Genomic DNA, 25,750 nt, shown 5'->3' with positions numbered 1-25,750 from the left:
AACTGTGGGAGCCGCTTCAGCGGCGATGCTCCGCGAGTCGCGGCCGGGTTGGCCAACAGCGAGCCGTGCGATGTCAGTAGACGTCGCGTCGGTAGCGACCCGTGGCGGCGAGTTCGTCGACGCGCGTGTCGCCGAGGGTGTGTCGTAAGGCAGCGTCGACACCCGGGGCCATGCCGGCCAGGCTACCGCAGACGTAGATGCTTGCGCCTTCGTCCACGTAGCTGCGAACTTCATCACGAAGCGAGCGCAGGCGATCCTGCACGTAGCGCGAGCCATGCGACTCGCGCGACCAGACCAGGTCGAGGCGTTCGATGCCGCCTAGCGCGTGCCACTGCTCGACCTCGTCGACATGCAGGCGGTCTGTCCCGGCGTGACGCTCGCCGAAAATCAGCCAGTTGCGCGTGTGGCCACGAGCCATGCGTGCCTTGAGCAGTGCGCGCAAGCCCGCGATGCCCGTACCGTTGCCGACGAAGATGACCGGACGATCGTCGTCAGGCGCGTGAAAGCCTTCGTTGCGACGAACGCGCAGGTCGATGGTGGCACCGATCGGCGCGTGCTCGGTCAGCCAGCCCGAGCCCAGACCCAGGGTTCCTTCCGCCGTGCGCATCTGCCGGATGACGAGGTGTAATGCACCGTCTGCCGGCACGGAGGCGATCGAGTATTCGCGGTGCGGTAGCGACGCCTGCTCGCCGTCTGCGAGGCGTGGCCCGATTTCGACGATGTCGCCCGCGTGCCAGTTCAGCAACGCGGCATCCTCCGGCACGAGTGAGATGTGAAAACAGGGGCCACCGACGCTGCCGGGGTTGAGTAGCTCGCGTTCGATCAGTCGCCATGCCTGGTAAGCCGGGCGCGACCAGTCCGGCTGTGTCGCGACGTCGGCAAGTTGCGCGACATGGTGCTGCCAGTGCCGCAGCGCACCCTCGTCGCCGTTGTTCACTTCTACCAGGTCGAACAGGGGCGACGCACCGCTCGCGTGCAGCCAGCGCTCCAGGTCGTGGCCGAACGCGCAGAAGTCCTCGTAATCGCGGTCGCCGAGGGCGAGCACGCCATAGGAGAGCCCATGCAGGGGCAACGGTAAGGCCATCGATTCGCGGCGGAAAGCCGTTGCCATGTCGGGCGCATCGCCCTCCCCCGTTGTACTGACGACGAAAAGCGCGCGCGTGGCGTGCCCGAGCATCGTGGGCGTCAACGAAGCGATGGAGCGCAGGTCGACGACGACGCCACCTGTACGCAGGAGATCGGCGGTGCGCTTCGCCAACTCGCTGGCGAAGCCTGTCTGCGACGCGTGGATCACAAGAATCGTTTCCGGCTCGGTGCTCGCCGACGCCGCATCGGTCGTGCCGGGGTCATCGGTCGTACCTGACTCACGCCTACGCCGGGCGAGCACCACCGTCATCGCCACCCACCCGGCGCCGAGCATGCTCGCCCAAACCGTACGCGGAAAGGAATCCGCATGCATACCGGCGAAGTCGTGCATGCTCGCGAACCACGCCGTGGCGGCGAGCAACACGGCTCCGATAGCGATCTGGCCGAGGGTGGCTTTCACCGCTTCAGCGCCTCTGCGAATGCAGGCGACATCTGTTCGCTGAACGTGCCGTCCTCGCCGTAGAGGATGAACAGCGCGGCAATCCCGTGCGCCTTCGCATAGGCCATGCCCTCGTCCGGACCGAGCACCGTAAGCGTCGTGCCAAGGGGATCGGCCAGCATGCAGTCCACCGCGATGACGCTGACCGACGCGACACGGTGCGTGACTGGATAGCCCGTGCGCGGGTCGATATGGTGCGAGAAGAAGGTGCCGCCACTCTGGAAGAAATGCCGGTAGTCGCCTGAGGTGGCGATGGCGCGGTCGGTCATCGACACGATGCGCTCGACTTCATCCGGATTGTCCACGGCACGCGCCGCTGCCCCCGGACGTTCGATGCCAACGTGCCAGGGTGAGCCATCGGGCTTGTGGCCGTGACCGCGGAGCTCGCCGCCCACCTCGACCAGATAGGCATGCACGCCCACGCGGTCCAGGTAATGCGCCACCTGGTCCACGCCGAAGCCCTTGGCCACGGACGAGAGGTCGACATACACGCCCCCCGGCTGGAACGCCCGGTGCCCGGCATCGTCAAGACGAATCTTCGCCCAGCCTACCCGTGCCTTCGCCGCGCCGATGGTCGCGGCGTCCGGCGCTTCACGCGGACGCTTGTCCGGCCCGAAGCCCCAGAGGTTCACCAGGGGACCGACGGTCGGGTCGTATGCACCACCGGATGACTTCGCCAGGTCCAGCGCATAACGCAACACGGTGTAAAACTCCGGCGGCAAGACCTGCCACGTGCCCGCCGGGGCGCGATTGAACCGGCTCAGGTCGGAGTCCGGCTCATACGTGCTCATCTGCGCAACGACACGATCGACCTCGACCTGGATGCCCGCCTCGATGACGCGGTCGTTCGCGCCATCGGGCAGCACCGCGTTGACCGACCAGGTGGTGCCCATCGTTTCGCCTTCGAAGCGACGAACGTCCTTGCCGATGGCTGCGCTGGACGCCAGCATCAGGATGAACACCCAGCTGCAGCGGGAACGGAAAAGCTGCCGGATTATCGTTGCCATGTGACGCATGAGGCTTACTGCGGCAGCACTTCAAGCGTCGCCGTGTAACCCAGGCGACGCTGCTTCGCTTCCTTCACCGACGTCTTGTCGTCTTCGCTGGACGCGTTGACCCAATACATGCCGGCGCTCGGCCAGGTGAAGGAAAACTTGCCGTCCTTATCGGTGGTCGTATCCATTTCATCCTGGGCGTTGCGATAACGCGTCGCGCCATCGATCGCGACGACCTTGAGGTTGGCGGCAGGCTTACCGTCCAGCAGCAGCTGGAAGGTCGCCTTCTCGCCGACCATGAGGTCGTTCGGTTTCGTCACCGGCACCAGTTCGAGACCCTTGTTCGTCGGCTTCAGCGCGCCGTCACTCGGCGTGCCCTGGGTGACGAAGGTCTCCACGCGCGACGACATCTCGCTGACCTGAACATTCTTCGCATTGGCCGGGATGGCCGTCTTCAGCTCGTCCGCCTTGCCGCGCCAGCGCTTCTTCTGGCCGTCCACTTCGTAGTTGGCGAACAGGCCCTGGTTGACCAGCGCCAGGCGATACGTGCCCTTCTGTGGAACGGCGAGATCGAACGTGCTGCGATACTTGCCGGTCGACGCGTTCTCGGGCTTCACCGTCGTGCCGTCCGGCGCGGTGATGACGAGCTGGTCGAGCTGGGCCGGAAAGTGATCGGGGTAGTAGAGGTCATTGGAGACCGCGGCGTCGACCGTCACCCAGGCGTCGTCGCCGGAGATCACGGTGGCCGAGGGCACCATCCACATCTTGTGTGCCTGTGCGGCGACCGGCAGAACCAGGGCAGCGCAGAGTGCGGCGCAAACGAATGCATGCTTCATGGGTGACTCCGATTACGGATTGAGGTCGAGGCTGATCTGACCGAGTTCTTCCGTGCCCTTGGCGGACAGGTGCGTAGGTGTCTTCACGGGCCAGTCGAAGGCGATACGCTGGGCTTCGCGGCCACCGACTTCCCGCGCGGCCTCGACCACCAGTTCGTAGTGACCCGGCGCGAGGACGGCCAGCGGCGGTTTGCCGTCGGCGAAGTGCAACTGATGCTGGCCGGCGGGGCGCGTGGCGCCCGAGACGCCGTCGATCGGCATTGTCTGGTCGCGACCGCTGCGACGCCACCACTGGCGCATGTCCTTCAGCCACTTCGTGCCTTCGCCGTCGGCCTTCTTCATGTCGTACCAGACGGCGAGGTTGGCGGCGACGGAGTGATCCTCCCGCTCGACCCATACGGCGACATACGGGCGATGGTATTCGGCCACCTTCAGCGTGGGGATTTCCACGGTGAGGTCCAGGTCGGCGGCGGCAACCGGTGCGACAGCGGCAAGGCAAAGCAGGAGCGGAATCAGACGACGCATGGGCAGATCCGTCAGTGAATGAAAAGAAGAGCGACGATGACCGGAAGCACGAGACCGAGGGCCACCATCGGCCAGGTCATGCGGCGCTGTCCGGCATGCAACTGCAGCAGGAGCAATCCGGTGAGCGCGAAGACGACGCAGGCCAGCGCGAACACGTCGATGAACCAGCTCCACACGGGCCCGGTATTGCGGCCCTTGTGCAGGTCGTTGATGTAGGCAAGCCAGCCGCGGTCGGTGACTTCGTACTGGATGTCGCCTGTTTCGCGATCGATGCTGACCCAGCCATCACCGCCGGGGCGAGGTAACGACACAGCCACTTCTCCATCGCTCCAGTCACCCGCCCGCCCTTCGATGCGCGCGCCTGTCTGCTCGGCCACGAATGTCGCGATCGGCGAGGGCACGGGAGCGGATTCCTCGTGCGGGTCGGCTAGCTGCCGCAGCAGATCCGGCGGCAAGGTGGCCTCATGCCGCTCCACATGCGGCGAAGCTTCGATCCGCGCGGCGTGGTTCAGCGTGAACCCGGTAACCGAAAACAACAGCAGCACCATGAGCGAAATGGCCGAACTGATCCAGTGCCAGCGGTGCAGGTGTTTGAGCCAGAACGCACGGCGTTGCCGGTCGACGGTGTCGCGCATGCGAGTGAGGGCCCCTGTAGCCGGTGGTCGGGAAGCCCGCCGAGGTTAACAGCAATGCGAATCGTTCGCAATTGAAGCAACGTGAACGGAGCCCTAAATGCTGCCGCGACAGCATGCGTCGGCCTCCCCACGAAGCGTATCCTTGCCCACCATGCGCATCCTCCTAGCCGAAGACGACGCCGCCATTGCCGCGGCCGTGCGTTCCTCCCTCGAACAGGGCGGACACGCTGTCGACCATGTTCCCGATGGCGCCAGCGCCGACAACGCCCTGCGCGATCACGATTACGACCTGCTGGTGCTCGACCTCGGCCTGCCCCTGCTCGACGGCAGCGACGTACTGGCCCGTGCACGAAAGCGCGGAGCCAGCCTGCCGGTGCTTGTCGTCACAGCCCGCGAGGGCCTAAAGGAACGCGTGCGCGTCCTTGACCTGGGTGCCGACGACTACCTGGTGAAGCCGTTCGCGCTGGCCGAGTTCGATGCGCGTGTGCGGGCGCTGCTTCGCCGCCGTAGCAGTAACGGCACGCCGGAGTTTCGTATCGGCCGACTTCGCCTGGATATTCCCGGTCACCGCGCCTGGATCGGCGATGCACCACTGGATCTGACCGCACGCGAGTTCGGCCTGATCGAAGCCCTCGCCATCCGCGCCGACAAGGTCACCAGTCGTGCGCAGCTCGTCGAGGCGCTCTGCAACTGGGACGAAGACCTCACCGACAACGGCCTGGATATCGCCCTGCATCGCCTTAGGCGCAAGCTTGGTGGATCCGGAACGAGCGTGCGTACGATCCGTGGCCTGGGTTACCTGCTCGAAGAATCCACGGATGCCTGAGCGACGTCACGCGGGGCATCGTCCGTCCCAGCCCAGCCTGCGCCGTCGACTGCTCACCTTCCTGCTGGTACCGGTTCTTGGCGTACTCCTGCTCGATGCGGTCATCGGCTATTTCGTCGCGCTGGCGTATTCCAACCGCGTCCACGACTCGGATCTGTCCGATTCCGCCCTGACCCTGTCCGAAATGATCGGCAACGACGCACTACGCGGCGAGCTCACTGCGCAGGCGCGCTTCCTCCTCGAGTACGACCCCGACGGGCGCAATTACTACACCGTTTTCAGCGATCACCACGGCAGGCTCATCGGTAACGCGGAGCTACCGGGCCCGGATGCCGCCGTGGCCGCCGACGGGCCGCCGCGGCTGTATGACACGTCGCTGGGTCGCAAACCGCTCCGCGCGGCGGTCATGCGGGTGAGCAACCGCCACGAGACCGGGGACTTCCTGACCATCACGGTCGCCGAGAGCCTGCGCGACCGGCACATGCGTGCACGTGAAATCCTCTTCCTCACCCTGCCGATGCAAGCCCTGCTGATCATGGCCGTGCTCTGCCTGGTGTGGTTCGGCGTGAGCCACGGTTTGCGCGTGCTCGAGCCGCTCACCGCACGCCTTGGCCGGCGCGGGCACGACCTGGGCCCGATCGGCGAGGAAGATGTCCCGGTCGAAATCCTCCCCCTTACCCGGACCATCGACGACCTTTTTGCGCGCATGCGCAACATGCTCGGCTTGCAGGAACGGTTCATTGCCGATGCGGCGCACCAGTTGCGTACCCCGCTGGCAGGCATCCAGTTGCACGTGGAATGCTTCGACACCGCTGCCGATGCCACCCAGCGCGCCGACGCGCTGAGTCATGTCCATCGGCTCGCCGCGCGCGCCGCGCGAACGTCAGCGCAGCTGCTGGCACTCACCCGCACCCAGGCGCCGGACCTGCCCGACCACGACGGCATGGAGGTGATCGACCTCTCCGCGGTGGTCCCCGAGGCTGTGTCCATGCGCGTACATCAGGCGCTCGGGCTGGGCGTCGACCTCGGCTACGAGGGCATCGACGGGGCCTGCTTCGTACGCGGCGATGCGCTGCAGGTTCAGGAGATCATCGACAACCTGGTCGACAACGCCTTCCATTACGCAGGTCGCGGCTGCACCGTCACGGTGTCGCTTTCCCGCGACGTGGACGAGTTCGTGCTTGGCGTGGACGACGACGGTCCCGGCGTCGCCGATGCCTTCCTCACCCAGCTGGGCGAGCGCTTCTTCCGCGTACCCGGCGGGGACGAAGATGGCACGGGCCTCGGTCTGGCCATCGTCGAAAGCATTGCCGAGCGGCACGCCGCCGAAGTGGCCTTCCTGCATGCCCCCTCCGGGGGCCTCCGGGTCGAGGTGCGGTTCCCCGCGGCGACAGGAAAGCCAGCTGAAACCACGCGCTGAGACGATGCCCTCATGAGCAATCCAGGCTATGAGGCGTCCGCGTGAGCAACCCGGCAGAATTCCAGTTCGAAGGCGGGCGCGACGGTGTCTTGCTGATCCACGGGCTGACGGGCACGCCCACCGAGATGCGCATCCTTGGCAAGGGCCTCAATCGTGCGGGTTTCACCGTCGTGGGCGTGCGTCTGGCCGGCCATTGCGGCACGGAGGAAGATCTCCTCGCGACCACGTGGGAAGACTGGTACGCCAGCGTCGAGGCCGCCGCTGAAGAACTTCGTGGCCGGGTCGACCGCGTGTTCGTCGCTGGCCTGTCGATGGGAGCCCTGCTCGCCCTTCGCCTTGCTGCGGTTCGTCCGGAATGGGTCGACGGCGTCGGCGTTTTCGGCGCCACGTTCCGCTACGACGGTTGGTCGATTCCCTGGACCGGCCGGTTCTCTTTCATGCTCCCCATGTTCAAGCGCCTCGGCATCGGCCGGAACCGCGTTTTCATCGAGCAGCCGCCTTATGGCATTCGCGACGAGCGCCTGCGCGCACAGGTAAGCGCTTCGATGTTCTCCGGGGACAGCTCGGCTGCCGGCCTGCCCGGTAACCCCTGGGACGCACTCGCGGAAATGGTGAAGCTCTCCCGCGATGTACGCCGCCGGCTGCCCGACGTGGTGGCACCATGTTTCGTCGCCCATGCGGCCGACGATGACGTCGCGAGCGTCGCCAACGCGGACCTTGTCGCGCGTCGCGTGCGCGGGCCGATCGAAATGCTCCTACTGGCCGACAGCTATCACATGATCACGATCGACCGTGAACGCCGCATGCTGATCGAGCGCACGGCCGACTTCTTCAGCCGCGTCGCCCGCGATGTGCGACCTTCCCGTATGGCCGCCTGAGCCGATGCGCGGCTTGGCCCTCGGGCTACTTATCGCCTACGTACTACTGGACACCGCAGGACAGCTGATCTTCAAGGCGGTCGCCAGTGACGATCGCGCCGGCGACGGGCTCACGCGTTGGCGCTACATGCTTGCGCGCCCGTGGATCTGGGTGGGCGTTGGCTGCTACGTGGCCGTGTTCCTGGTGTGGATCGCCTTTCTTTCGCTGGTGCCGCTTTCCGAAGGCGTGCTGCTGGGTGCGATCAATATCGTTGCGATCATGATCGCGGGGCGCGTTCTTTTTGGGGAGCGGTTAACGCCCCTGCGCGTCACCGGCATCCTGCTGGTGGCCGCTGGCGTCGCCATCGTCGGAGTAGGTTCGTGAAGCGTTTTTACCTGATCGGCTTCACGCTGCTACTGGCCTTCGACACGCTCAACCTGCTCTGCTTCAAGGCTGCGGGTGCGCATGCGCTACCGCTTGAAATGAGCACGGCGTGGTTGGCGCGGGTGTTCGCGCACCCCTGGGTCTACGGCGCTATCGCCGGATACATCGGCGCCTTCGTCACCTGGATGAGCCTGCTCAAGCACGCGCCGATCGGCCCGGCGTTTGCGGCTTCGCATCTTGAGGTCGTGACTGCCATGGCGCTTTCGTGGTGGGTCTTCGCCGAGCCGGTAACGGTCACGCAGATCATCGGTGCGGCAGTGATCGTTGCCGGCATCGTATGCCTCGCGTTTGCCGAGGGCGGTGGGGAAGCGACGAAGATCCCGGTTGCGCCTGCCTGAGTTGGGGCGCTGCCGCGCCATCGCCGCTGAAGCGGCTCCCACAATCGCCGCTGAAGCGGCTCCCACATACGGCTTTTTGTGGGAGCCGATTCATCGGCGATAGGGTGCTGGCCTCAAGCCCGCCCCTGCTCCACCAGCGTCAACGCCACCTTGTCACGCAGGTACACCGGCAACGCCAGCTCGGGCGCCACCGCTTCCCCGTCGCGGAACGCGCGCGCCGCCACTTCGGCAATATGGCGTGCCTGCGGAAAGCGTGCGCCATCCGCCGAACGAATCGGCGCGGTGATGCGTTCCCGGAGAATGGCCTCGTAAGTCGCCCAGCCCGTGCCGACAACGTGCCATGCCACGGCTTCCGGGAGGACTAACGCCGCAGCGGTGTCCACGCGTTCGCGATCGATCAGCGTGACGCTGCCATCGTTCTCGCGGCGCCAGGCTGCAACGTAGATCTCGCCCATTCGCGCATCGATCACCGAAAGTATCGGGGCGTCGTCTTCAGGCGCTTCCAGCGCCAGCGCCTGCAACGACGAAACGGTGACGACGGGCACATCCAGTGCCATGGCCATCCCCTGCGCGAGCGACACGCCCAGCCGCACGCCGGTAAATGCGCCCGGCCCGCGACCGACGGCGATGCCGTGGAGCGAGGCCCGACTCAGCCCCGCCTCCGCGAGCAGGGAATCGGCCATCGGCAGTACCAGTTCGGCGTGGCGGCGGGGCGCGATCTCGCTACGCTCGATCACTTCGTCACCGTGGACGAGGGCGACCGAGCAGGCTTCCGTGGAGGTTTCGATGGCGAGGAAGTTCATGGCGTTTCCGTCGTGGCATGGGGCAGCACGCCCTGGGCGTACCAGTCGATCCGGCGGGTCAGGTACATCAGCAGCGCGATGACTGCCACGAGCACGACCGAGCCGATCAGCAGCGCGTACTGTTCCGCGCCGATCAGGCCATACAGTATGGCGTAAACCAGGGTGAGCACGCCGCCGAGGGCCAGGTATTTGCCTGCGCGATCGTTCTGCTGATAGACGCCGCCGGGCTGGTAGAACTTCACGCCGAAGGCCGAGGCCTCCAGACGTTCGGCCTGCGTCAACGGAATCAGCATGAGCAGCGCCAGCAGCCCGATGCCAAGCACCTTGGCGGTTATCGATTGCATCCAGCGAAACATCGGTCTCTCCCTTCGTGTCGGTGGGAGCGATGGTGGGCGGGAAATAGGTGCGCAACCTGTGCCCGCGATGGCAGGGGGCGGGCAAGGCAGGGCGAAACCGTGCCGGTTCAGGCCTCGGGCGAGACCGGCGCGAAGAAAGTGGTGACGTCGGCGAGCTCACGCGTGCGGGGCATCGGCGGCAGGCTGGCGAGGAACAGGCGCCCATAACCCTTGGTGCTGAGTCGCGGATCACACAGCACCAGGACACCACGATCGTGCACGTCGCGGATCAGGCGGCCCGCACCCTGCTTCAGCGCGATAACCGCGGTGGGCACCTGCCAGCCCATGAACGGATTGATGCCCGCTTCTTCGAGCGCCTCGAGCCGCGCCTGCAGCACGGGATCGTCCGGCATGGCGAAGGGCAGCTTGTCGATGACGACGACGCTCAGGGCTTCGCCGGCCACGTCGACACCTTCCCAAAAGCTCGCGGCGCCGAGCAGGACGCCTCGGCCGCTGGCCCGGAATTCCTCTAGCAGGCGATGACGCGGTGCCGTGCCCTGGACGAAGAGCGGCCATGGCACGCGACCTTCCAGCAGTTCCGCCGCACGCCGTAACGCACGGTGCGAGGTGAAGAGCAGGAACGCCCGGCCGTCGGATGCGTCCAGCACGGGACGTATCGCCGCAATCACGCGATCGGTGTAATCCCGCGCCGAGGGATCCGGCAGGTCCTTCGGCAGATAGGCGAGCGCCTGACGCTGGTAGTCGAACGGACTCTCGACATGCAGGGTCTGCGGATCCTCGATGCCGAGCTGTCTGGCGAAGTGAGCGAAGTCGCCCGCGATCGACAGCGTGGCCGAGGTGTGGATCCATGCGGCGTCGGTTGCCATGCGCATCGCGCGAAGCGGCGTGGCGAGGTCCAGAGGCGTGGCGTGCAGTGCGAAACCACGCGGCCAGGTTTCGTACCAGCGCACATCGGAAGCCGAATGCTCCTCGGCTATACGGTCCAGGCGCAGGCTGAGCATCTGCGCACGCTCGAACGCGTTGGCCAGTCCGCGCGAACGTTCGCCGAGCGAAGAAAGCAGGTCGGACAGCGCGGCCATGACGTCACGCAATTCGCCCAGGAGCTCGTGGACCACCTCGTCGCGGTCGAGCGCGCCAAACGGGCCGCGTGACGGAAGCGGATCCATGGCCAGGCGCAGACGCTTGATCAGGTCCTGAACTACTTCGACCGGCTCGAGCAGCTGGCTCGTCGCGCCGGTCACGCCTTGCGCTTCGGCCAGTGCGTCCTGTGCAAGGTCGGTCATCTGGCGGGCGCTGACGCTCTGCGAAAAAAACTGACCAGCCAGCTCGGGTATCTGGTGGGCCTCGTCGAGGATGAAGGCGTCTGCCCCAGGGAGAATTTCGCCGAAACCCTCCTGCTTCAGCGCCAGATCGGCCATCAACAAGTGGTGATTGACCACGACGATATCAGCCTCCATTGCTTCGCGACGGGCCTTGACCACATGGCAGTCGTCGAAAAACGGGCACTCCGTTCCAAGGCAATTCTCAGGAGTGGATGTGACGCGCGGCCATACGGGGGAATCCTCGGGGATGTCGATCATCTCCATACGATCGCCACGACGGGTACGCGCCGACCAGGCGCGGATCGCAGAGAGCTGGCTGGCCAGCTGGCGATCGGGGTTGCCCTCGCGCACCGCCTGATCCAGACGATAGAGGCACAGGTAATTGGCCCGCCCTTTGAGCAGGCTGGTTTTCGCGCGGCTGCCGAGCACGGCGTGGACGCGTGGCAGGTCGCGGAAGAACAGCTGGTCCTGCAGGGCCTTGGTGCCCGTGGAAACAATGACCTTCCGCCCCGACATCAAGGCAGGGACCAGGTAGGCAAAGGTTTTTCCGGTGCCCGTACCGGCCTCGGCGATCAGGACGTCGCGGTCTTCGATGGCCGTGGCCACCGCCCCCGCCATGCGCTCCTGCGCCTCGCGGGGCGCGAAACCGGGTACTTCACGGGCAAACGGGCCCTCCGCGCCGAGGATCGCGGCCACATCGGATGCAGTCATCCCGCAAGTATCGCCTACAATGGCAGTCTTTTCGTCGCGAGCCGAGAGCCCACGCATGGACAAGAGTTTCGAGCCCAGCCAGATCGAGTCGAAGTGGTATGCCCAGTGGGAGTCCAACGGCTACTTCAAGCCGTCGGGCAAGGGCACGCCCTACACGATCATGCTGCCGCCGCCCAACGTGACCGGCACGCTGCACATGGGCCACGCGTTCCAGCACACCATCATGGACACCCTGGTCCGCTACCATCGCATGCGTGGTTACGACACCCTGTGGCAGCTGGGCACGGATCACGCCGGTATCGCCACCGAAATGGTGGTCACGCGTCAGCTCAATGCGGAAGGCAAGCAGCGCTCGGATCTGGACCGCGACGCCTTCATCGGCCGCGTCTGGGAGTGGAAGGCCGAATCCGGCGACACCATCGGTCGTCAGATGCGCCGCATGGGTGTCTCGGGCGACTGGAGCCGCGAAGTCTTCACCATGGACCCGGGTCCGTCGAAGGCCGTCGTGGAGACCTTCGTGCGCCTGCATGAGGAAGGCCTGATCTATCGCGGCCAGAAGCTGGTCAACTGGGACCCGGTGCTGAAGACCGCCATCTCCGACCTCGAAGTGGTCAGCGAGGAGGAAGACGGTTCCATGTGGTCGATCCGTTATCCGCTGGCCGACGGCTCGGGTGAACTGGTTGTCGCCACCACGCGCCCGGAAACCATGTTGGGTGACGTCGCCGTCGCCGTGCATCCGGAAGACCAGCGCTACGCGCACCTGATCGGCCGCATGCTGAAACTGCCGCTGTCCGATCGGGAGATCCCGATCATCGGCGACGAGTACGTCGAGAAAGATTTCGGCACCGGCTGCGTGAAGATCACGCCTGCCCACGACTTCAACGACTACGCCATCGGCCAGCGCCACAACCTGCCGATGATCAACATCCTCACCGACGACGCGAAGATCAACGACGCGGCGCCGGAGAAATACCGTGGCATGGACCGCTACGTCGCGCGCAAGGCCGTGCTGTCCGATCTCGAGGCCGCCGAGCTGCTCGTCGAGACGAAGAAGCACAAGTTGCAGGTTCCGCGTGGCGACCGTACCGGCCAGGTCATCGAGCCGTACCTCACCTGGCAGTGGTTCGTGAAGATGGACACGCTGGCGGCGCGCGGCATGGAGCTGGTCGAACAGGGTCACGTGAAGTTCGTGCCCGAGAACTGGATCAACACCTATCGTCACTGGCTGGGCAATATCCAGGACTGGTGCATCAGCCGTCAGCTCACCTGGGGCCATCAGATTCCCGCCTGGTACACGGCCGACGGCAACATCGTCGTCGCGCATGACGAGATCGAGGCAAAGGCGAAGGCGGCGGAACTCGGCTATACCGGTGCACTGCGCCGCGACCTCGACGTGCTCGAGACCTGGTTCTCTTCCTCGCTGTGGAGCCACTCGACGCTGGGCTGGCCCGACCCGCAGGCGCAGGCCGAGCGCGGCTTCGATCGCTACCTGCCGACCAACGTTCTCGTTACCGGTTTCGACATCATCTTCTTCTGGGTCGCCCGGATGATCATGATGACCGACCACTTCACCGGCGAAGTGCCATTCAAGGACGTCTATGTCACGGGCCTGATCCGCGACAAGGACGGCCAGAAGATGTCCAAGTCCAAGGGCAACGTGCTCGATCCCCTCGACCTCATCGACGGCATCACGCTGGACGACCTGCTGGCCAAGCGCACGCGTGGCCTGATGCAGCCGAAGATGGCCGAGAAGATCGAGAGGGCCACGCGCAAGGAATTTGCCGAGGGCATCCCCGCCTTCGGCGCCGACGCGCTGCGCTTCACCTTTGCCTCGCTCGCCACGCATGGTCGCGACATCAAATTCGACCTCGAACGCGCGGCGGGTTACAAGGCCTTCGTGAACAAGCTCTGGAACGCGTCGCGTTTCGTGCTGATGAACCTCGGCGAAGACGCGAAAGTCACTCCGACGAAGCCGACCACCGAAGCCGAGCGCTGGATCCTCACGCGCCTGCGCGACACGTTGGCCACGGTAAAGGAGCAGCTCGCGGGCTACCGTTTCGACCTTGCCGCGCAAGCGCTCTACGAGTTCACCTGGAACGAGTTCTGCGACTGGTTCCTCGAGCTTTCGAAGCCGGCACTTGCCGGCGACGATGCCGCGGCAGTGGCCTCCACGCGTTACACGCTGGTCCACGTGCTGGAAACGCTGTTGCGTGCACTGCATCCGATCATTCCCTTCGTCACCGAAGAAATCTGGCAGAACGTCCGCCCGATCCTCGGCATCGAAGGGGACACGGTCATGCTGCGCCCCTACCCCGAGGCCAGCGACATCGAAGGCGACGCCACGGCGACCGCCGAGATCGAATGGGTCAAGGACGTGCTCACCGGCGTGCGCCGTATTCGCGCCGAGATGAATATTGCCCCGGGCAAGATCATTCCGCTGCTGTTCGCCGACGGCGATACCGCCGATCGTGGACGCGCCGGGAAGTTTGCCGCGCAGATCGCCTTCCTTGGCCGCGTGGAAACGCCGGTCTGGGTCGATGGCGCGGAACCCGCTTCCGCCGTCGGCGTGGTCGGCGGCATGCGCGTGCTGATTCCGCTCGAGGGCCTGATCGACGTGGGTGCGGAGAAAGCGCGCCTGGCCAAGGAGATCACCCGCATCGAAGGTGAAGTGCGCAAGTGCGAAGCGAAGCTCGGCAATGCCAACTTCGTCGCCAACGCACCTGCCGAGGTGGTCGAACAGGAACGCCAGCGCATCGCCGACTGGACCCACCAGGCGCAAGCCATGCGCGAGCAGGTGGTGAAGCTGGGCGGCTGACGTCGGACCTGCCGGTCTCAGCTTGTGTGGGAGCCGATTCATCGGCGATTGGGTGCTCGCCACACCTACCATCCCACATGGCCGAAGGCGAGCCATAAAAGAATCCCGCCAACTGGCGGGATTCTTTCTTACATATCGTGCTTGTTCACTTCGAACCCGCCCTTCTTGTACTCCGTCCACCGAACCCGCGAGCCCTCGCGCTCCGCCGGATCCGCCGCGACCACCTCGAGCACCCGATCGAAACGCCCGGGCGCGCAGACATCGCGCAGGTTGATCACCATGGGCCGGTCTGCCACTTCGACGCCAGGCGGCACGATGAGCACCGCCGTGTTCGCGTCGTCGTCGTCACCGGCGAGCTGGTGCGGGATGAAGCTGTCCTCGTCGAATGACCACAGGTATTCGTCGATGGCCTCGGCCTGCTCGAAATCGCGGGTGAGGATCAGGGTCGGCTGCTGGGCCCCGAACGCGCGCTTGGCCAGCTCGCAGACCAGCAGCAGGGGATCCTCGCGAAACCGCGGTTTGTCGATCAGGTAGAAGTCGGCGCGCGGCATACGGGCGGGATCAGCCGGCGGCGACGCGGTCGAGCAGCCACTGTGTCAGCAGCGGTACCGGACGACCCGTGGCCATGCCCTTGCGACCCTCGTCCCACGCCGTGCCAGCGATGTCGAGGTGCGCCCAGCGGCGGCCTTCGGTGAAACGGGCCAGGAAGCAACCGGCGGTGATGGCACCGGCGTACTTGCCGCCGATGTTGGCCACGTCGGCGAAACCCGAGTCGAGCTGGCTCTGGTAATCGTCCCAGAGCGGCAGGCGCCACGCGCGATCCAGCGTCGACTCGCCCGCAGCGAGAAGTTCTGCCGAGAGCGACTCGTCCTTGGTCATCAGGCCGCTGGCATGCTTGCCGAGGGCGACCACGCAGGCACCGGTCAGGGTGGCGGCATCGATCATGGTGTGCGGGTCGAAGCGCTTGCCGGTGTAGGTCAGCGCATCGCAAAGGATCAGGCGGCCTTCGGCGTCGGTGTTGAGCACTTCGATGGTGATACCCGACAGGCTGGTCAGGACGTCGCCTGGGCGATAGCTGTCACCGTCCGGCATGTTTTCCACGGCCGGGACCACGCAGACCAGGTTCACCGCGAGCTTGAGCTTGACCGCGGCCACGAAGGCACCGAGCACGCCGGCAGCGCCGCACATGTCGAACTTCATCTCCTCCATGCCCGGGCCCGGCTTGAGGCTGACGCCGCCGGTATCGAAGGTGATGCCCTTGCCGACGAAGGCGTAGGGGCGCTCGCCGTCCTTGCCGCCGTTCCACTGCAGGATGACCAGGCGCGGCGCATTGGCCGAACCACGGGCCACGGCCAGCAACGAACCGAAGCCCTCGCGCTCCATGTCGGCACGGTCGAGGGACTCGAAGGTCACCCCCTCGTTGGCATCGGCAAAGGCCCTGGCCTGGTCGGCAATGTAGTCGGGATTGCAGATGTTCGGCGGCAGGTTGCCCAGTTCCTTGGCGTAGCGGACGCCTTCGGCGATCGCGCGGGCTTCGGCCAGGCCCGACTCTCCGTCGGCGGGGCCGACCAGGGTCATGGTGGCGAGCTCCGGCAGCGCCTTGTCGCGCGGCTTCACCGTGGCGGTGTAACGGTAGGCAGCGTGGTCCGTGGCGAGCGCGGCCACGCGCAGGCGCCAGGCGGCATCGCGGCCGGGAACCTCGACTTCGGGCAGCCAGTTGACGGCCTCGGTGACAGGCAGACGGCCCACGGCGCGGGCGGCCTCGAGCGTCACCCGCTGGTAGCGGGCCGAGTCGAAGGTCTTCTGGGCACCGAGGCCCACGACCAGCACGCGGGCGGCGGCGACGCCGGCCGGGTGCAGCAGGGTGACGATATTGCCGACCTTGCCGGTGATGTCACCCGCCTCGACCAGACGCTTGATCGCCCCGCTGGCGGCGGTATCGATCCGCGCGGCGGCGCTGGTCAGGACACCGTTCTCGTAGACGCCGACCACGGCGACCGGGGTCGCGGTGGATTCGGGAGCGTTGGAACCGAGGCTGAACTGAACCGTCATAGCTAACTGTCCTGCAAAAGCCCGCCGGGGCCCGGACAGGCTAGACTTGTGGTTTGCCGGCCAGGACTGACGCGGCACGAACCGCCAATTCTACCAAATGCTCAGCATCCTCGACCGATACTTCCTGCGCGAACTTGCCTACGGTGTCATTGCGACGGCCGTGGTCCTGCTTGTCATCTTCGCGGGTGGCGCCTTCGCCACCGTGCTCCAGAAGGTCGCGAACGGCAGTATCCAGCCCAGTGTCATGTTCGAGGTGCTCGGCCTGCAGATGGTCGACCTGCTCTCTACCCTGCTGCCGATGTCGGTCTTCCTGGGCGCGCTCACCGCCCTGGGCCGGATGTACCGCGAGAGCGAGATGCACGTCCTCGCCTCCTCCGGCATGGGCCCGCGCGGCCTGCTGCGCCCCGTCACCCTGCTCGCCGTGATCGCCACGATCCTGGTTGGCTTCGTCTCCCTATGGCTCGGACCACTCTCGGCGCGCACCGCCGACACGGTCATCGCCGCGGCGAACAAGTCCGTGATCGCCGCCGGCCTCGATGCCGGCCGCTTCACCGAACTGCCGGGCAAGGGCGGCATCATCTTCGTCGACACGCTCAGCCGCGATGGCACGGTCCTGGGCAAGACCTTCATCGCCACCGACCGCGTAGACAGCGACAATCAGCCGCAGGTGCGCGTGGTCAACGCCAAGAGTGGCCATATGTACCAGGAGAGCGACGGCGTGAACCGCTTCCTCGCCCTGTTCGACGGCTGGCAGTTTGAAATCCCGCTCGGTACCGACAACTGGCGTCGCATGAAGTACGAACGCAACGACCTCTCGCTGTCGAACATCTCCGACGATGACGACGACACCGATCCGGCCCACGAGTCGACCACGACGGACCTGTTCAAGAAGCCGACAGCCGACGGCCTTGGCGAACTGGTTTCGCGCTTCGCCGCGCCGATCAGCACCCTGGTGCTGATGATGATCGTGCTGCCGATGTCCCGGCAGGCGCCTCGCGACGCCCGCTATGGCCGGCTGCTCATCGCCGTACTCACCTACTTCCTCTACGTGATCTGGCAGCTCATCGCCCGTGCCCAGATCATCAAGGGGCACCTGCACACGTCGGTTCCAGTCTGGATTCTCCATGTGATCGTGTTCGGCGTGGCCGCCTGGCTCTTCTGGCGACAGAACTCGCCGCGCCAAGTGAAGGCAGCCACCTGATGGCCTCGCTGACGATCAAGCGGGCCGACCGTCTCATCGGCATGACCGTGCTCGGCACCCTGCTCCTGGTCTGGCTGGTGCTCACCGGCTTCGATGCGCTGACCCAGTTCGTCAAGCAGCTCGGCAATATCGGCAAGAACGGCTTCACGCTGTACGACGCCATCGCCTACATCATGCTCACGGTGCCGCGGCGCCTCTACCAGATGTTCAGCAACGCCGCCCTTATCGGCGGCCTCCTCGGGCTGGGCAGCCTGGCGGCCACGGGTGAACTGACAGCCCTTCGCGCGGCAGGCATGTCGAAGCTGCGCATTGCCGCATCGGCCGCCGGCGTTATCGCCGTTCTCACGCTGGGCGTGGTCGTGATGGGCGAGACCGCCGGACCCTACGGCGACCAGCACGCGCAGGCGATCCAGGTACGCATGCGTTCGAGCAATCTCGGCTCGACCGCCAGCGGCCTCTGGGCGCGCGACAACGGCAAGATCATCAACGCCAAGTCGGCCATCGCGCTGCAGGAATCGGACCGCACCACCGTGAAGCTGGTGGATGTGCGTGTCTACACCTTCACCCCGGACGGCCAGGTGCTGGAATTTTCTCATGGCGACAGCGCCATCCATGACGGCAATCGCTGGATCATGACCAACGTCAGGACAACGACGCTGGACGAAAAGGGCACGCATGCTACCCAGCAGGCCACCCAGACCTGGGAGTCGCATCTGAATCCCCACGTCCTCGAACAGTCGGTCATCCATCCCGAATACCTGTCGATGGCCGACCTGCGCCGGAACATGCGCTACCTGCAAGCCAACGGACAGAACCCCGGCGCCTACGCGGTAGCGTTCTGGGGACGCGCACTGTTCGCGGTGAACACGCTGATCCTGGTGCTTTGCGCCATGCCGTTCGCCTTCGGCTCGCTACGCTCGGGTGGCTTCGGGAAGCGCCTGTTCCTTGGCGTGATCATGGCCATCGGCTGGTATTTCCTGCAGGGCGCCATGGTGAACTTCGGCACCGTGTACGGCATGCCGCCCTTGCTGGCGAATCTCCTCCCGACCAGCCTGCTCGTCGTTGGCGCGCTCACCTACTTCAGGCGATTCGGCTAGCGCGTTCCGCTGCGGGCGCCGACACCGCGTCGAGAACCGCATCCAGCTCTTCGCCGGTCATGGGCTTACGCAGTAGCGCATTCATGCCGGCATCGCGGGTCGCCCTTAATTCGTCACCTGCCGAACGCGCCGTCACCGCCACGATGGGAAGGCTCGCGCAGCCATCCAGGCGACGCACCATGCGTGCCACCTGGAAGCCATCGACCAGAGGCAGGTCCAGATCCAGCAGAAGCACGTCGTAAGCGCCCAGTGACAGTTCGGCCATCGCGGCGAGACCGTCGCCGACGGCCGTGACACGATGGCCACGCTGTCCCAGCAGACCCACCATGACCTCGGCGACCACCGGATCATCCTCGACAAGCAGCAACCGGCGCGCCGTATCGGCCCGCTCCAGCGAGCGCGCTACCCTGCACAAGCGTCCCTTGCATGCGCATGCGTGGAGGGGAAGACTCACCGTAAAGACAGCGCCTGCACCGACGCGGTTGGCGACACCGATACTTCCGCCCATGAGCGCGCTCAATTCGTGACAGATGGCCAGACCGAGTCCGGATCCCTGGGCACGCTGTGGCGAGCCGCCCTGTTCGAAACGCGAGAACAGTCGTCCCCGCAACTCGCTGGAAATACCTGGCCCTGTGTCGACAACCTCGATCACCAGCGTTACGTCGTCACGACGCACGTGGACGCGGACCGAACCTTCCGTGGTGAACTTCACCGCGTTGTTGACGAGGTTCTGCAGGATCTGGCGCAGACGGATGGCGTCGCCACGGATCGCACCGGGCACCCCGGCGTCGATGGACGCCGAGAGTGCCAGGCCCTTTTCCTGCGCGCTGCCCGCCGCCAGGGCAATCACCTCATCGACAAGTGCAGGTAACGCGACGCACTCGCTCTCGAGCAGTAAGCGGCGCGACTCGATGCGGGTAATGTCGAGCGCGTCGTTGACCAGCCGCAGCAGGGTTGTGCCGGATCGACGCACGGCGTCGATGTACCCGCGTTGCGCGGCATCCAGCGGCGTCTGCGCCATGAGTTCGGCCATGCCGAGCACGCCGGTCATCGGTGTGCGGATTTCGTGGCCCAACGTGGCCATGAACTCGGTTTTCGCGGCGTTGGCTTCTTCAGCCAACCGTTGCTGCTGCTCGGCAAGCCTGAGCCGCAATGCCTGTCGCACGCGACGCCGCCCCGCGACGACGCTGCCGCACACGACCGCGAGCAGCACCAGGGCGTAGATAAGCCAGGCCCACCAGCGCAGCCAGGGTGGCGCATCCACGACGATGGTCAACGGGACCGGCAAAGCCTCTTCCGCATCGTGCGCCACACCCGAGATCGTCAGGTGGTGGTTGCCGGGAGCGAGCGCTCCAAACGTCCGTTCTCCCTGCATTCCAGTGCGCAGGAGGGCGGTCGCCCCCTCGTGATCGAGGGCGAACTCAATATGGTTCCGCTCCGGATTCACGTACGACAACGCGCGCGTGCGCACCGTGAGGTCGCGGTCGTCCCAGTCCATGTGCAACGTGTTGTCGACGATGGGTAGCGACCGGCGGCTTCCTCCGTGTGAGGCGCTCGCGCCAAGAACAACGATGACCGGACGACGCGGGTGGTCGCGCTGGTGGTCGGGCCGGAACCCGACCAGCCCGCCCAGCGTGGCGCCGTACATGGTGCCGTCGGCAAGAAGCACAGTCGTCGCGTTGGTGAATTCACCGTTGGCCAGGCCGTCGGCCAGGCCGAAGGGGCGGAAGCCGTGCGCCCGGGGATCGAAGCGCCAGACGCCGGTCTGCCCGTAGAGCCAGAGTCGGCCCAGGACGTCTTTCCGCACATTGAGGATGTCAGCCGAGGGGTAACCCTGCGCACCACCCAGGCTGCGTTCGAGCCGCGCCCGCCTGCCGTCCCATACGTAATGTTCCAGGGCTGTCGGGCGGACCAGCCAGAAGCCCGCGCCATCGGGTTCGAACGCACTGACACGCCCGGGCGCGACGCCCTCGATGTAGAGCATCTGCCTTGCGTCCCGGTCGAACCGGGCCAGGCCCGCAACGCTGGCTTGCCAGAGCACGCCTTCGACCATCTCGATCTGTCGCGTGTCGGCTGCGCCGCGGCGCGCGTCGGCGAACGGAATCGCAGTAGCGGTCGCGAGATCACGGTCCACGGCGAAGAGGCCCTGGCCGATTGCCGCGATGTAGACCGTGCCGTCGGATGCCGCCGCCATCGAGGTGACCGCACGGTCGATAACCCCACGAAACAAGGGACGCGCGCCTTGGTTGTCGGCAAGTGTGAGGCCTTCCACGCTACCCGCGAGGAGCCCGCCACCGGAGATTTCCAACAGGCTCTGCACACGAGCGGGGCCAAGATCGAAGCCCCCTGTTGCGCGTCCGGTCGCGGGATCGAAGCGCCGGATCCAACCGCGGAAACCGCCCACCCACAGCTCGCTGTCGCCGCGCGCGGCGACCGCTGTGACCGCCCGGCCGGGGAAGCTCCAGCGGTCGGTAGCCACATGCGCGAATCGCGTGAAATCTTCCCAGCCGGGGCCGAGGTATGCCAGGCCTCCATCGCTGAGCGCGAACCACAAGCCGTGCTCGCGGTCTTCGATCATGTCGCTTACGGTGCGACCCGGCAGGCCTCCCGGGGCCGTCCACGAGTCGGCGACGGCGTGGGGCCGGCCATGTCGATCGATCATCGACAGGCCGTCGAGCGTGGCGATCCAGACCGTGCCGTGGCTGTCGACGAGCGAACCCCGTATGTGTTGCGACGCGACGCGTGAGTCATGATGAATGCGACCGTCGTCCTCCAGCCGGTAAAGACCGGCATCGGTCGCGAAGTGCAGCTCGCCGCCGCTGCCGTCGATGCGATTCACCCGCGGCGACACGCCATCGGCGAAGGGGATGGGCGCCGCCAGACCATGTCCGTCGATCACGTCCACGCCGTTTTCCCCGGCCACCCACACGCGACCGTCGTCCGAGGCGTACAACGCGCGAATGGTGGACGACGACAGCTCTCCCGCACGACTCGACATATGCTCGAATCCGCTGCCGTCCGGCCGCATGCGATCGAGGCCCATCGACGTACCCACCCAGATCGAACCGTCCCGCGCCTGGGTTACTGCGCGAACGTCGTCATCCGAAAGACCGTCGCGCCACTGCACGAAACCGCCCGTGACGGGGTCGTAGCGCGCCAGGCCAATGTCCGGACCACCGATCCAGATGCGATCGTCGCGGTCGACATACAGCGCCGATAGCGCGCCAGCGGGCATCGTGTGATTTCGCTCGGCCCCGATGCCGGGCACGACGAACTCCACGCCATCGAAACGGGCCAGGCCCGTCGCAGTCGCTACCCAGATGAAGCCACGGGCGTCCTGCGCCACCGCCTTCACCTTGCTGCTGGGAAGGCCTTCGTGCAAGCCGAAGCCCCTGAACTGCGGGGTTGGTACCGGAGGCATGGGCGTGACCGCCCTGACCGGAGCGACAGCGGCCAGGAAGACCGCGGTCACGAGAATCCATCTCGCGAAGAGCGTGTGGCGCATACGCTTGTTCCTTGTTCAATCCCGATGATGCCATAGCGCCGCCAGAACGGAACAGGCATGACGCCGCTGGCCACCGTAGTCATTCGCCGGTGCACTTGCCTCTAGAATGCAGGCCATGTCACGCCGACTTCGTCTCCTGATCGCGGCTATGGGCATTGCCGCCCTGGCCTGGCTCCTCTTCGCGGCGCTGGAGCGCGCGCTGTCGCTGGCGCAACGCTTCATGACGCTCCCCGAGGGGCTACGCTGGCTGATAGGTGGCGTGCTCGTCGTGCTGGTCGCTCTCGGTCTTGCCGCCGCCGTGTGGATCCTTCGCCCGCGCAAACCGCGTCCACCAGTCGTCGCTCCCGATCGCGCTTCGCTGGAATCGCGCATCGCCGCGCTTCGTGAATCGGATCCCGGAGTTGAGGAACTTCGTAGTGAGCTCGGCGAACTCGACCGCCGCCGCGCATCCGCGTCGATCTATCTCGCTGTCTTCGGTGAGATATCGACGGGCAAGTCCACGCTGATTTCGGCACTCGTTCCCGGAACGGCACCGCTCAGCGATGCGCGTGGCGGAACCACGCGGGAGGTCACCCATTACCAGGGCGACAGCCCCACGGGCGAGCACTGGACCCTGGCCGACGTGCCGGGCTCGGCCGAGGCCGATGGCGAACATCGCGAGCGCATGGCGCGCAGCGAAGCGCTGCGGGCACACGCCGTGCTCTACGTCTGTGCGGGCGACCTCACCCGCACCCAGGCTGAAGAGCTCCGCTGGCTGGGTGATTTCGGCAAGCCCCTGCTCCTGGTCGTGAACAAGGCCGACCAATGGACCGCTGATGAGCGCTCCCAGTTGATGGCGCGCCTGCGCGAACAAGGTGAAGGCCTACCCGATGCGATCATCGCGGTCAGCGCTGGCGGCGAGGAGCGTTTCACCCGCCGCCTCGCCGATGGGTCAAGTGAGGACGTGCGACGAACGCGCCGGCCCGATCTTGGCACGCTGCCGGATGAACTTCGCCGGATGCTCGCGCCGGGTGTCGACGCCCTGGAAGGGCCGCGCGAAAATGCGGTACTCGCAGGTTTGCACGAACGTACCGCCGAGATGGAGGCCACCTGGCGTGCCGCCGAAGCGGAGCGCATCGTACGCCGCTACGCGCGGCGCGCCATCGTGGGTGCGATGGCGGCCGTCGCGCCAGGGACCGATCTGGTGATCCAGGGCGCGCTGGCGACCGGCATGGTCCGCGCGCTGGCTGGGCTCTACAACGTGCGCGTGACCGAACTCGAGATCGAGAATCTCCTGCGCCAGGCACGGCTGACGCTGCGCACGGGCACCTCGGTGGTCCTTGCCGTCGCCGGCAATGCGCTCAAGGCGTTTCCGGGTCTTGGCACGCTCGGTGGAGGGGTGTTGCACGCCTTCGCTTATGCGTTGATCTTCGACAGCCTTGGCCGTGCGCTTGCCGCCAGCCTGGCGGAACGACAGGCCCTGGACCAGGCCGATGCGGGCGCGCGGATGCGCGACCTGCTTGGCGACGCCGGCCCCTCCCGCCTGCGCCGACTTGCCGAACTGACCGGCGAGGCGCTTCGGGATCGTTGAGTGAACAATGCGTTCCCCGCGAATGGGCTGACAAGGGGTCGGCCGTCGTCCACACTGCTCGTCATTGGTCGCCCCAGGGCGCCGTCGGAAAAGGCCTCTACCCATGCGTCTTGCCGGTTCCCTCCTCCTCTTTGGCCTGATGTTCGCGCCGATCGCAGCAAGCGCCGAGGCGCTCAGCTACCAGCTCGATCCGGTCCACAGCCAGGTCATATTCAACGTCGAGCACAACGGCTTTTCGCGTTCATTCGGCCGACTGCGGGTCACCCAGGGCACGATCCGCTTCGACCGGGACGACTGGTCGAAATCCTCCGTCGACGCCACTATCGACCTTACCTCGGTCGACATGGGGGATACCGACTGGGACAAGGTCGTCCGTGGCCGCGACCTGCTCGACGCCGACCGCGGGCACACGGCGCGCTACGTCAGTGATTCGGTGGAAAAGAAGAACGATGACGAGGGTGTCGTCCACGGCAAGCTGAGCCTGCGCGGCATCACTCTGCCCCTCGACATTCCGTTCCGGGTCAACCGCGTCGGCAAGACCATCTACGGCCTGCACACGGTTGCCGGCTTCTCCGCGCAGGTATCCGTCGATCGGACCGCCTACGGCATGACATCCAATCGCAACTCGATCGGCACTAACGTAGCCGTGTGGCTCGAAATCGAAGCGATCCGGGGCGGCGAAGGCACCCCCTCCAACGACAAGGAAAAAACCGATGCCCCTGCGCAGTGACCACACCCGCTGGAGCACGGCTGCCAAGACCTTCCACTGGCTGATGGCCCTGCTGATCCTCGGCAACGGCGCTTTCGCTTTCTGGATGGACGGCCTGAAGCCGTCACTGCAGAAGATCAACATGTTCGCCCTGCACAAGTCGGTCGGCCTCACCGTGCTCGCCCTGTTCCTGCTTCGCGTGCTCTGGCGCGCTATCGACCGGCGGCCACCGGACGTGCCGGCGCCGCGCTGGCAGCACCTTGCCGCGAAAGCGGTGCACGGCCTCCTCTACCTGCTCATCGCGGCCATCCCGCTGTCGGGCTGGGCGTTCAACTCCGCGCATGGTTTTCCGCTGCAGTATTTCAAGCAGTTCAATCTTCCGGCACTGGTGGAAAAGAACCCGGAGCTGTCCGATATCCTTGGTACGGTCCACGTCTATCTGTTCTGGTTCCTGCTGCTGGTGCTCGTCGCCCATATCGGTGGCGCGCTCAAGCATCACCTCATCGATCGCGACGATACGCTCCGCCGCATGCTGCCTTTTGGCCGTGCGAAACGGACATCCCACACACCTCCCGGAGACACGCCATGATCCCGACCACCCGCCGCCTATCCGTTCTTGCCCTCGCGCTCGCGCTTCCGTTTGCTGCTTCGGCGGCGGATTACAAGGTAGGCCCCGGCAGCACGCTCGGCTTCAGTGGCAAGTTCCAGGGCCAGCAGTTCGATGGCACTTTCGGCAAGTTCGACGCCGCGATCAGCTATGACGCTGCAAACCTCGCGGCGTCGAAGTTCGATGTCACGGTAGATACGTCAACCGCGAAGACCGGCGACGGTGATCGCGACGGCGCGCTGCCGGGATCCGATTTCTTCGATGTGAAGAAATTCGCCACCGCGCACTACGTCACCACGGGCTTCAGCAAGAACGCCAAGGGCGACATCATCGCCAACGGCAACCTGACGTTGCACGGCGTGACCAAGCCGGTGGCGCTGAAGGTCGCCTTCTCGCCGAACGCCGGCGGCGCACGTCTGTCCGTCACGGGCACGCTGAAGCGTCTGGACTTCGGTGTCGGCAGCGGTGAATACAAGGACACCTCCACCATCGCCGACGAAGTGCTGGTGAATGGTTCGCTGAACCTGTTGCCGAAGTAAG

General features: G+C 65.8%; 23 protein-coding genes. 12 read left to right on the top strand and 11 right to left on the bottom strand.

Annotation, left to right across the window (positions count from 1 at the left end; all coding sequences use genetic code 11):
- Nucleotides 1-73: 73 nt before the first annotated feature.
- From ACVWWJ_RS05475 to ACVWWJ_RS05455, 5 genes are all read right to left on the bottom strand, one after another.
- Nucleotides 74-1,546, bottom strand: a complete 1,473-nt coding sequence (locus ACVWWJ_RS05475) for a sulfite reductase subunit alpha (RefSeq protein ID WP_456967040.1) — start codon at nucleotides 1,544-1,546, stop codon at nucleotides 74-76.
- Nucleotides 1,543-2,535, bottom strand: coding sequence for an FAD:protein FMN transferase (locus ACVWWJ_RS05470; RefSeq protein WP_456969662.1), 993 nt, complete (start codon nucleotides 2,533-2,535; stop codon nucleotides 1,543-1,545). The genes ACVWWJ_RS05475 and ACVWWJ_RS05470 overlap by 4 nt, the downstream gene beginning before the upstream one ends.
- Before the next feature lie 71 nt (nucleotides 2,536-2,606).
- Complete coding sequence (locus ACVWWJ_RS05465) at nucleotides 2,607-3,416, bottom strand: DUF4198 domain-containing protein (protein ID WP_456967039.1); 810 nt, start codon at nucleotides 3,414-3,416, stop codon at nucleotides 2,607-2,609.
- A 12-nt stretch (nucleotides 3,417-3,428) separates the two neighbouring features.
- Entirely contained in the window at nucleotides 3,429-3,941 is a 513-nt protein-coding gene (locus tag ACVWWJ_RS05460; protein WP_456967038.1) for a DUF2271 domain-containing protein, read from the bottom strand.
- A gap of 11 nt (nucleotides 3,942-3,952) precedes the next feature.
- The gene (locus ACVWWJ_RS05455; RefSeq protein ID WP_159889145.1) at nucleotides 3,953-4,576 is read right to left on the bottom strand and encodes a PepSY-associated TM helix domain-containing protein; all 624 of its coding nucleotides are present in this window, start codon (nucleotides 4,574-4,576) and stop codon (nucleotides 3,953-3,955) included.
- A 151-nt stretch (nucleotides 4,577-4,727) separates the two neighbouring features.
- Here ACVWWJ_RS05455 and ACVWWJ_RS05450 point away from each other — a divergent pair, with 151 nt between their 5' ends.
- From ACVWWJ_RS05450 to ACVWWJ_RS05430, 5 genes are read left to right on the top strand one after another with little or no spacing between them, the layout of a single operon-like run.
- Complete coding sequence (locus tag ACVWWJ_RS05450) at nucleotides 4,728-5,402, top strand: response regulator (RefSeq protein WP_159889147.1); 675 nt, start codon at nucleotides 4,728-4,730, stop codon at nucleotides 5,400-5,402.
- Complete coding sequence (locus ACVWWJ_RS05445; protein ID WP_159889149.1) at nucleotides 5,395-6,822, top strand: sensor histidine kinase; 1,428 nt, start codon at nucleotides 5,395-5,397, stop codon at nucleotides 6,820-6,822. Before ACVWWJ_RS05450 ends, ACVWWJ_RS05445 begins: the two co-directional genes overlap by 8 nt.
- Before the next feature lie 41 nt (nucleotides 6,823-6,863).
- Nucleotides 6,864-7,700, top strand: a complete 837-nt coding sequence (locus ACVWWJ_RS05440; RefSeq protein WP_456967037.1) for an alpha/beta hydrolase — start codon at nucleotides 6,864-6,866, stop codon at nucleotides 7,698-7,700.
- 4 nt (nucleotides 7,701-7,704) lie between these two features.
- On the top strand, nucleotides 7,705-8,064 hold the full coding sequence (locus ACVWWJ_RS05435; protein WP_456967036.1) for a hypothetical protein: 360 nt from the start codon (nucleotides 7,705-7,707) through the stop codon (nucleotides 8,062-8,064).
- Nucleotides 8,061-8,462, top strand: coding sequence for a DMT family transporter (locus ACVWWJ_RS05430; RefSeq protein ID WP_456967035.1), 402 nt, complete (start codon nucleotides 8,061-8,063; stop codon nucleotides 8,460-8,462). Before ACVWWJ_RS05435 ends, ACVWWJ_RS05430 begins: the two co-directional genes overlap by 4 nt.
- Before the next feature lie 113 nt (nucleotides 8,463-8,575).
- Here the strand turns inward: ACVWWJ_RS05430 and tsaB are convergent, their stop codons facing one another.
- From tsaB to ACVWWJ_RS05415, 3 genes are all read right to left on the bottom strand, one after another.
- The gene (gene tsaB / locus ACVWWJ_RS05425; protein WP_159889157.1) at nucleotides 8,576-9,265 is read right to left on the bottom strand and encodes a tRNA (adenosine(37)-N6)-threonylcarbamoyltransferase complex dimerization subunit type 1 TsaB; all 690 of its coding nucleotides are present in this window, start codon (nucleotides 9,263-9,265) and stop codon (nucleotides 8,576-8,578) included.
- Nucleotides 9,262-9,621 (bottom strand): inner membrane CreD family protein, encoded by a 360-nt coding sequence (locus ACVWWJ_RS05420; protein ID WP_159889159.1) that lies wholly within the window; start codon nucleotides 9,619-9,621, stop codon nucleotides 9,262-9,264. The genes tsaB and ACVWWJ_RS05420 overlap by 4 nt, the downstream gene beginning before the upstream one ends.
- Nucleotides 9,622-9,728: 107 nt before the next feature.
- On the bottom strand, nucleotides 9,729-11,654 hold the full coding sequence (locus tag ACVWWJ_RS05415) for an ATP-dependent DNA helicase (RefSeq protein WP_456967034.1): 1,926 nt from the start codon (nucleotides 11,652-11,654) through the stop codon (nucleotides 9,729-9,731).
- A gap of 55 nt (nucleotides 11,655-11,709) precedes the next feature.
- On the opposite strand from ACVWWJ_RS05415, the gene ACVWWJ_RS05410 reads away from it, so the two are divergent.
- On the top strand, nucleotides 11,710-14,469 hold the full coding sequence (locus ACVWWJ_RS05410; protein WP_456967033.1) for a valine--tRNA ligase: 2,760 nt from the start codon (nucleotides 11,710-11,712) through the stop codon (nucleotides 14,467-14,469).
- Nucleotides 14,470-14,597: 128 nt separating this feature from the next.
- On the opposite strand, the gene ACVWWJ_RS05405 is transcribed toward ACVWWJ_RS05410, so the two are convergent.
- The gene (locus tag ACVWWJ_RS05405) at nucleotides 14,598-15,020 is read right to left on the bottom strand and encodes a DNA polymerase III subunit chi (protein ID WP_159889165.1); all 423 of its coding nucleotides are present in this window, start codon (nucleotides 15,018-15,020) and stop codon (nucleotides 14,598-14,600) included.
- A 10-nt stretch (nucleotides 15,021-15,030) separates the two neighbouring features.
- On the bottom strand, nucleotides 15,031-16,521 hold the full coding sequence (locus ACVWWJ_RS05400) for a leucyl aminopeptidase (protein WP_456967032.1): 1,491 nt from the start codon (nucleotides 16,519-16,521) through the stop codon (nucleotides 15,031-15,033).
- A gap of 97 nt (nucleotides 16,522-16,618) precedes the next feature.
- Here ACVWWJ_RS05400 and lptF point away from each other — a divergent pair, with 97 nt between their 5' ends.
- On the top strand, nucleotides 16,619-17,722 hold the full coding sequence (gene lptF / locus ACVWWJ_RS05395; RefSeq protein ID WP_159889169.1) for an LPS export ABC transporter permease LptF: 1,104 nt from the start codon (nucleotides 16,619-16,621) through the stop codon (nucleotides 17,720-17,722).
- Nucleotides 17,722-18,819, top strand: coding sequence for an LPS export ABC transporter permease LptG (lptG, locus tag ACVWWJ_RS05390; protein ID WP_456967031.1), 1,098 nt, complete (start codon nucleotides 17,722-17,724; stop codon nucleotides 18,817-18,819). Before lptF ends, lptG begins: the two co-directional genes overlap by 1 nt.
- On the opposite strand, the gene ACVWWJ_RS05385 is transcribed toward lptG, so the two are convergent.
- On the bottom strand, nucleotides 18,803-22,324 hold the full coding sequence (locus ACVWWJ_RS05385; RefSeq protein WP_456967030.1) for an ATP-binding protein: 3,522 nt from the start codon (nucleotides 22,322-22,324) through the stop codon (nucleotides 18,803-18,805). The genes lptG and ACVWWJ_RS05385 overlap by 17 nt on opposite strands.
- 115 nt (nucleotides 22,325-22,439) lie before the next feature.
- Here ACVWWJ_RS05385 and ACVWWJ_RS05380 point away from each other — a divergent pair, with 115 nt between their 5' ends.
- The 4 genes from ACVWWJ_RS05380 (at nucleotide 22,440) to ACVWWJ_RS05365 (ending at nucleotide 25,749) form a co-directional block, all read left to right on the top strand.
- Entirely contained in the window at nucleotides 22,440-23,894 is a 1,455-nt protein-coding gene (locus tag ACVWWJ_RS05380; protein WP_456967029.1) for a GTPase, read from the top strand.
- A 103-nt stretch (nucleotides 23,895-23,997) separates the two neighbouring features.
- Nucleotides 23,998-24,624, top strand: a complete 627-nt coding sequence (locus ACVWWJ_RS05375; protein ID WP_456967028.1) for a YceI family protein — start codon at nucleotides 23,998-24,000, stop codon at nucleotides 24,622-24,624.
- Nucleotides 24,608-25,192, top strand: a complete 585-nt coding sequence (locus ACVWWJ_RS05370) for a cytochrome b (protein WP_159889179.1) — start codon at nucleotides 24,608-24,610, stop codon at nucleotides 25,190-25,192. The genes ACVWWJ_RS05375 and ACVWWJ_RS05370 overlap by 17 nt, the downstream gene beginning before the upstream one ends.
- Nucleotides 25,189-25,749 carry a YceI family protein gene (locus tag ACVWWJ_RS05365; protein WP_456967027.1) on the top strand — a complete coding sequence of 187 codons (561 nt, stop codon included), beginning with the start codon at nucleotides 25,189-25,191 and terminating at the stop codon, nucleotides 25,747-25,749. Before ACVWWJ_RS05370 ends, ACVWWJ_RS05365 begins: the two co-directional genes overlap by 4 nt.
- Nucleotide 25,750 lies beyond the last annotated feature (1 nt).

Source organism: Luteibacter sp. HA06 (assembly GCF_054061215.1).
Note: the sequence above shows the minus strand (reverse complement) of the source record. Positions and strands in the feature narration are given on the sequence as shown.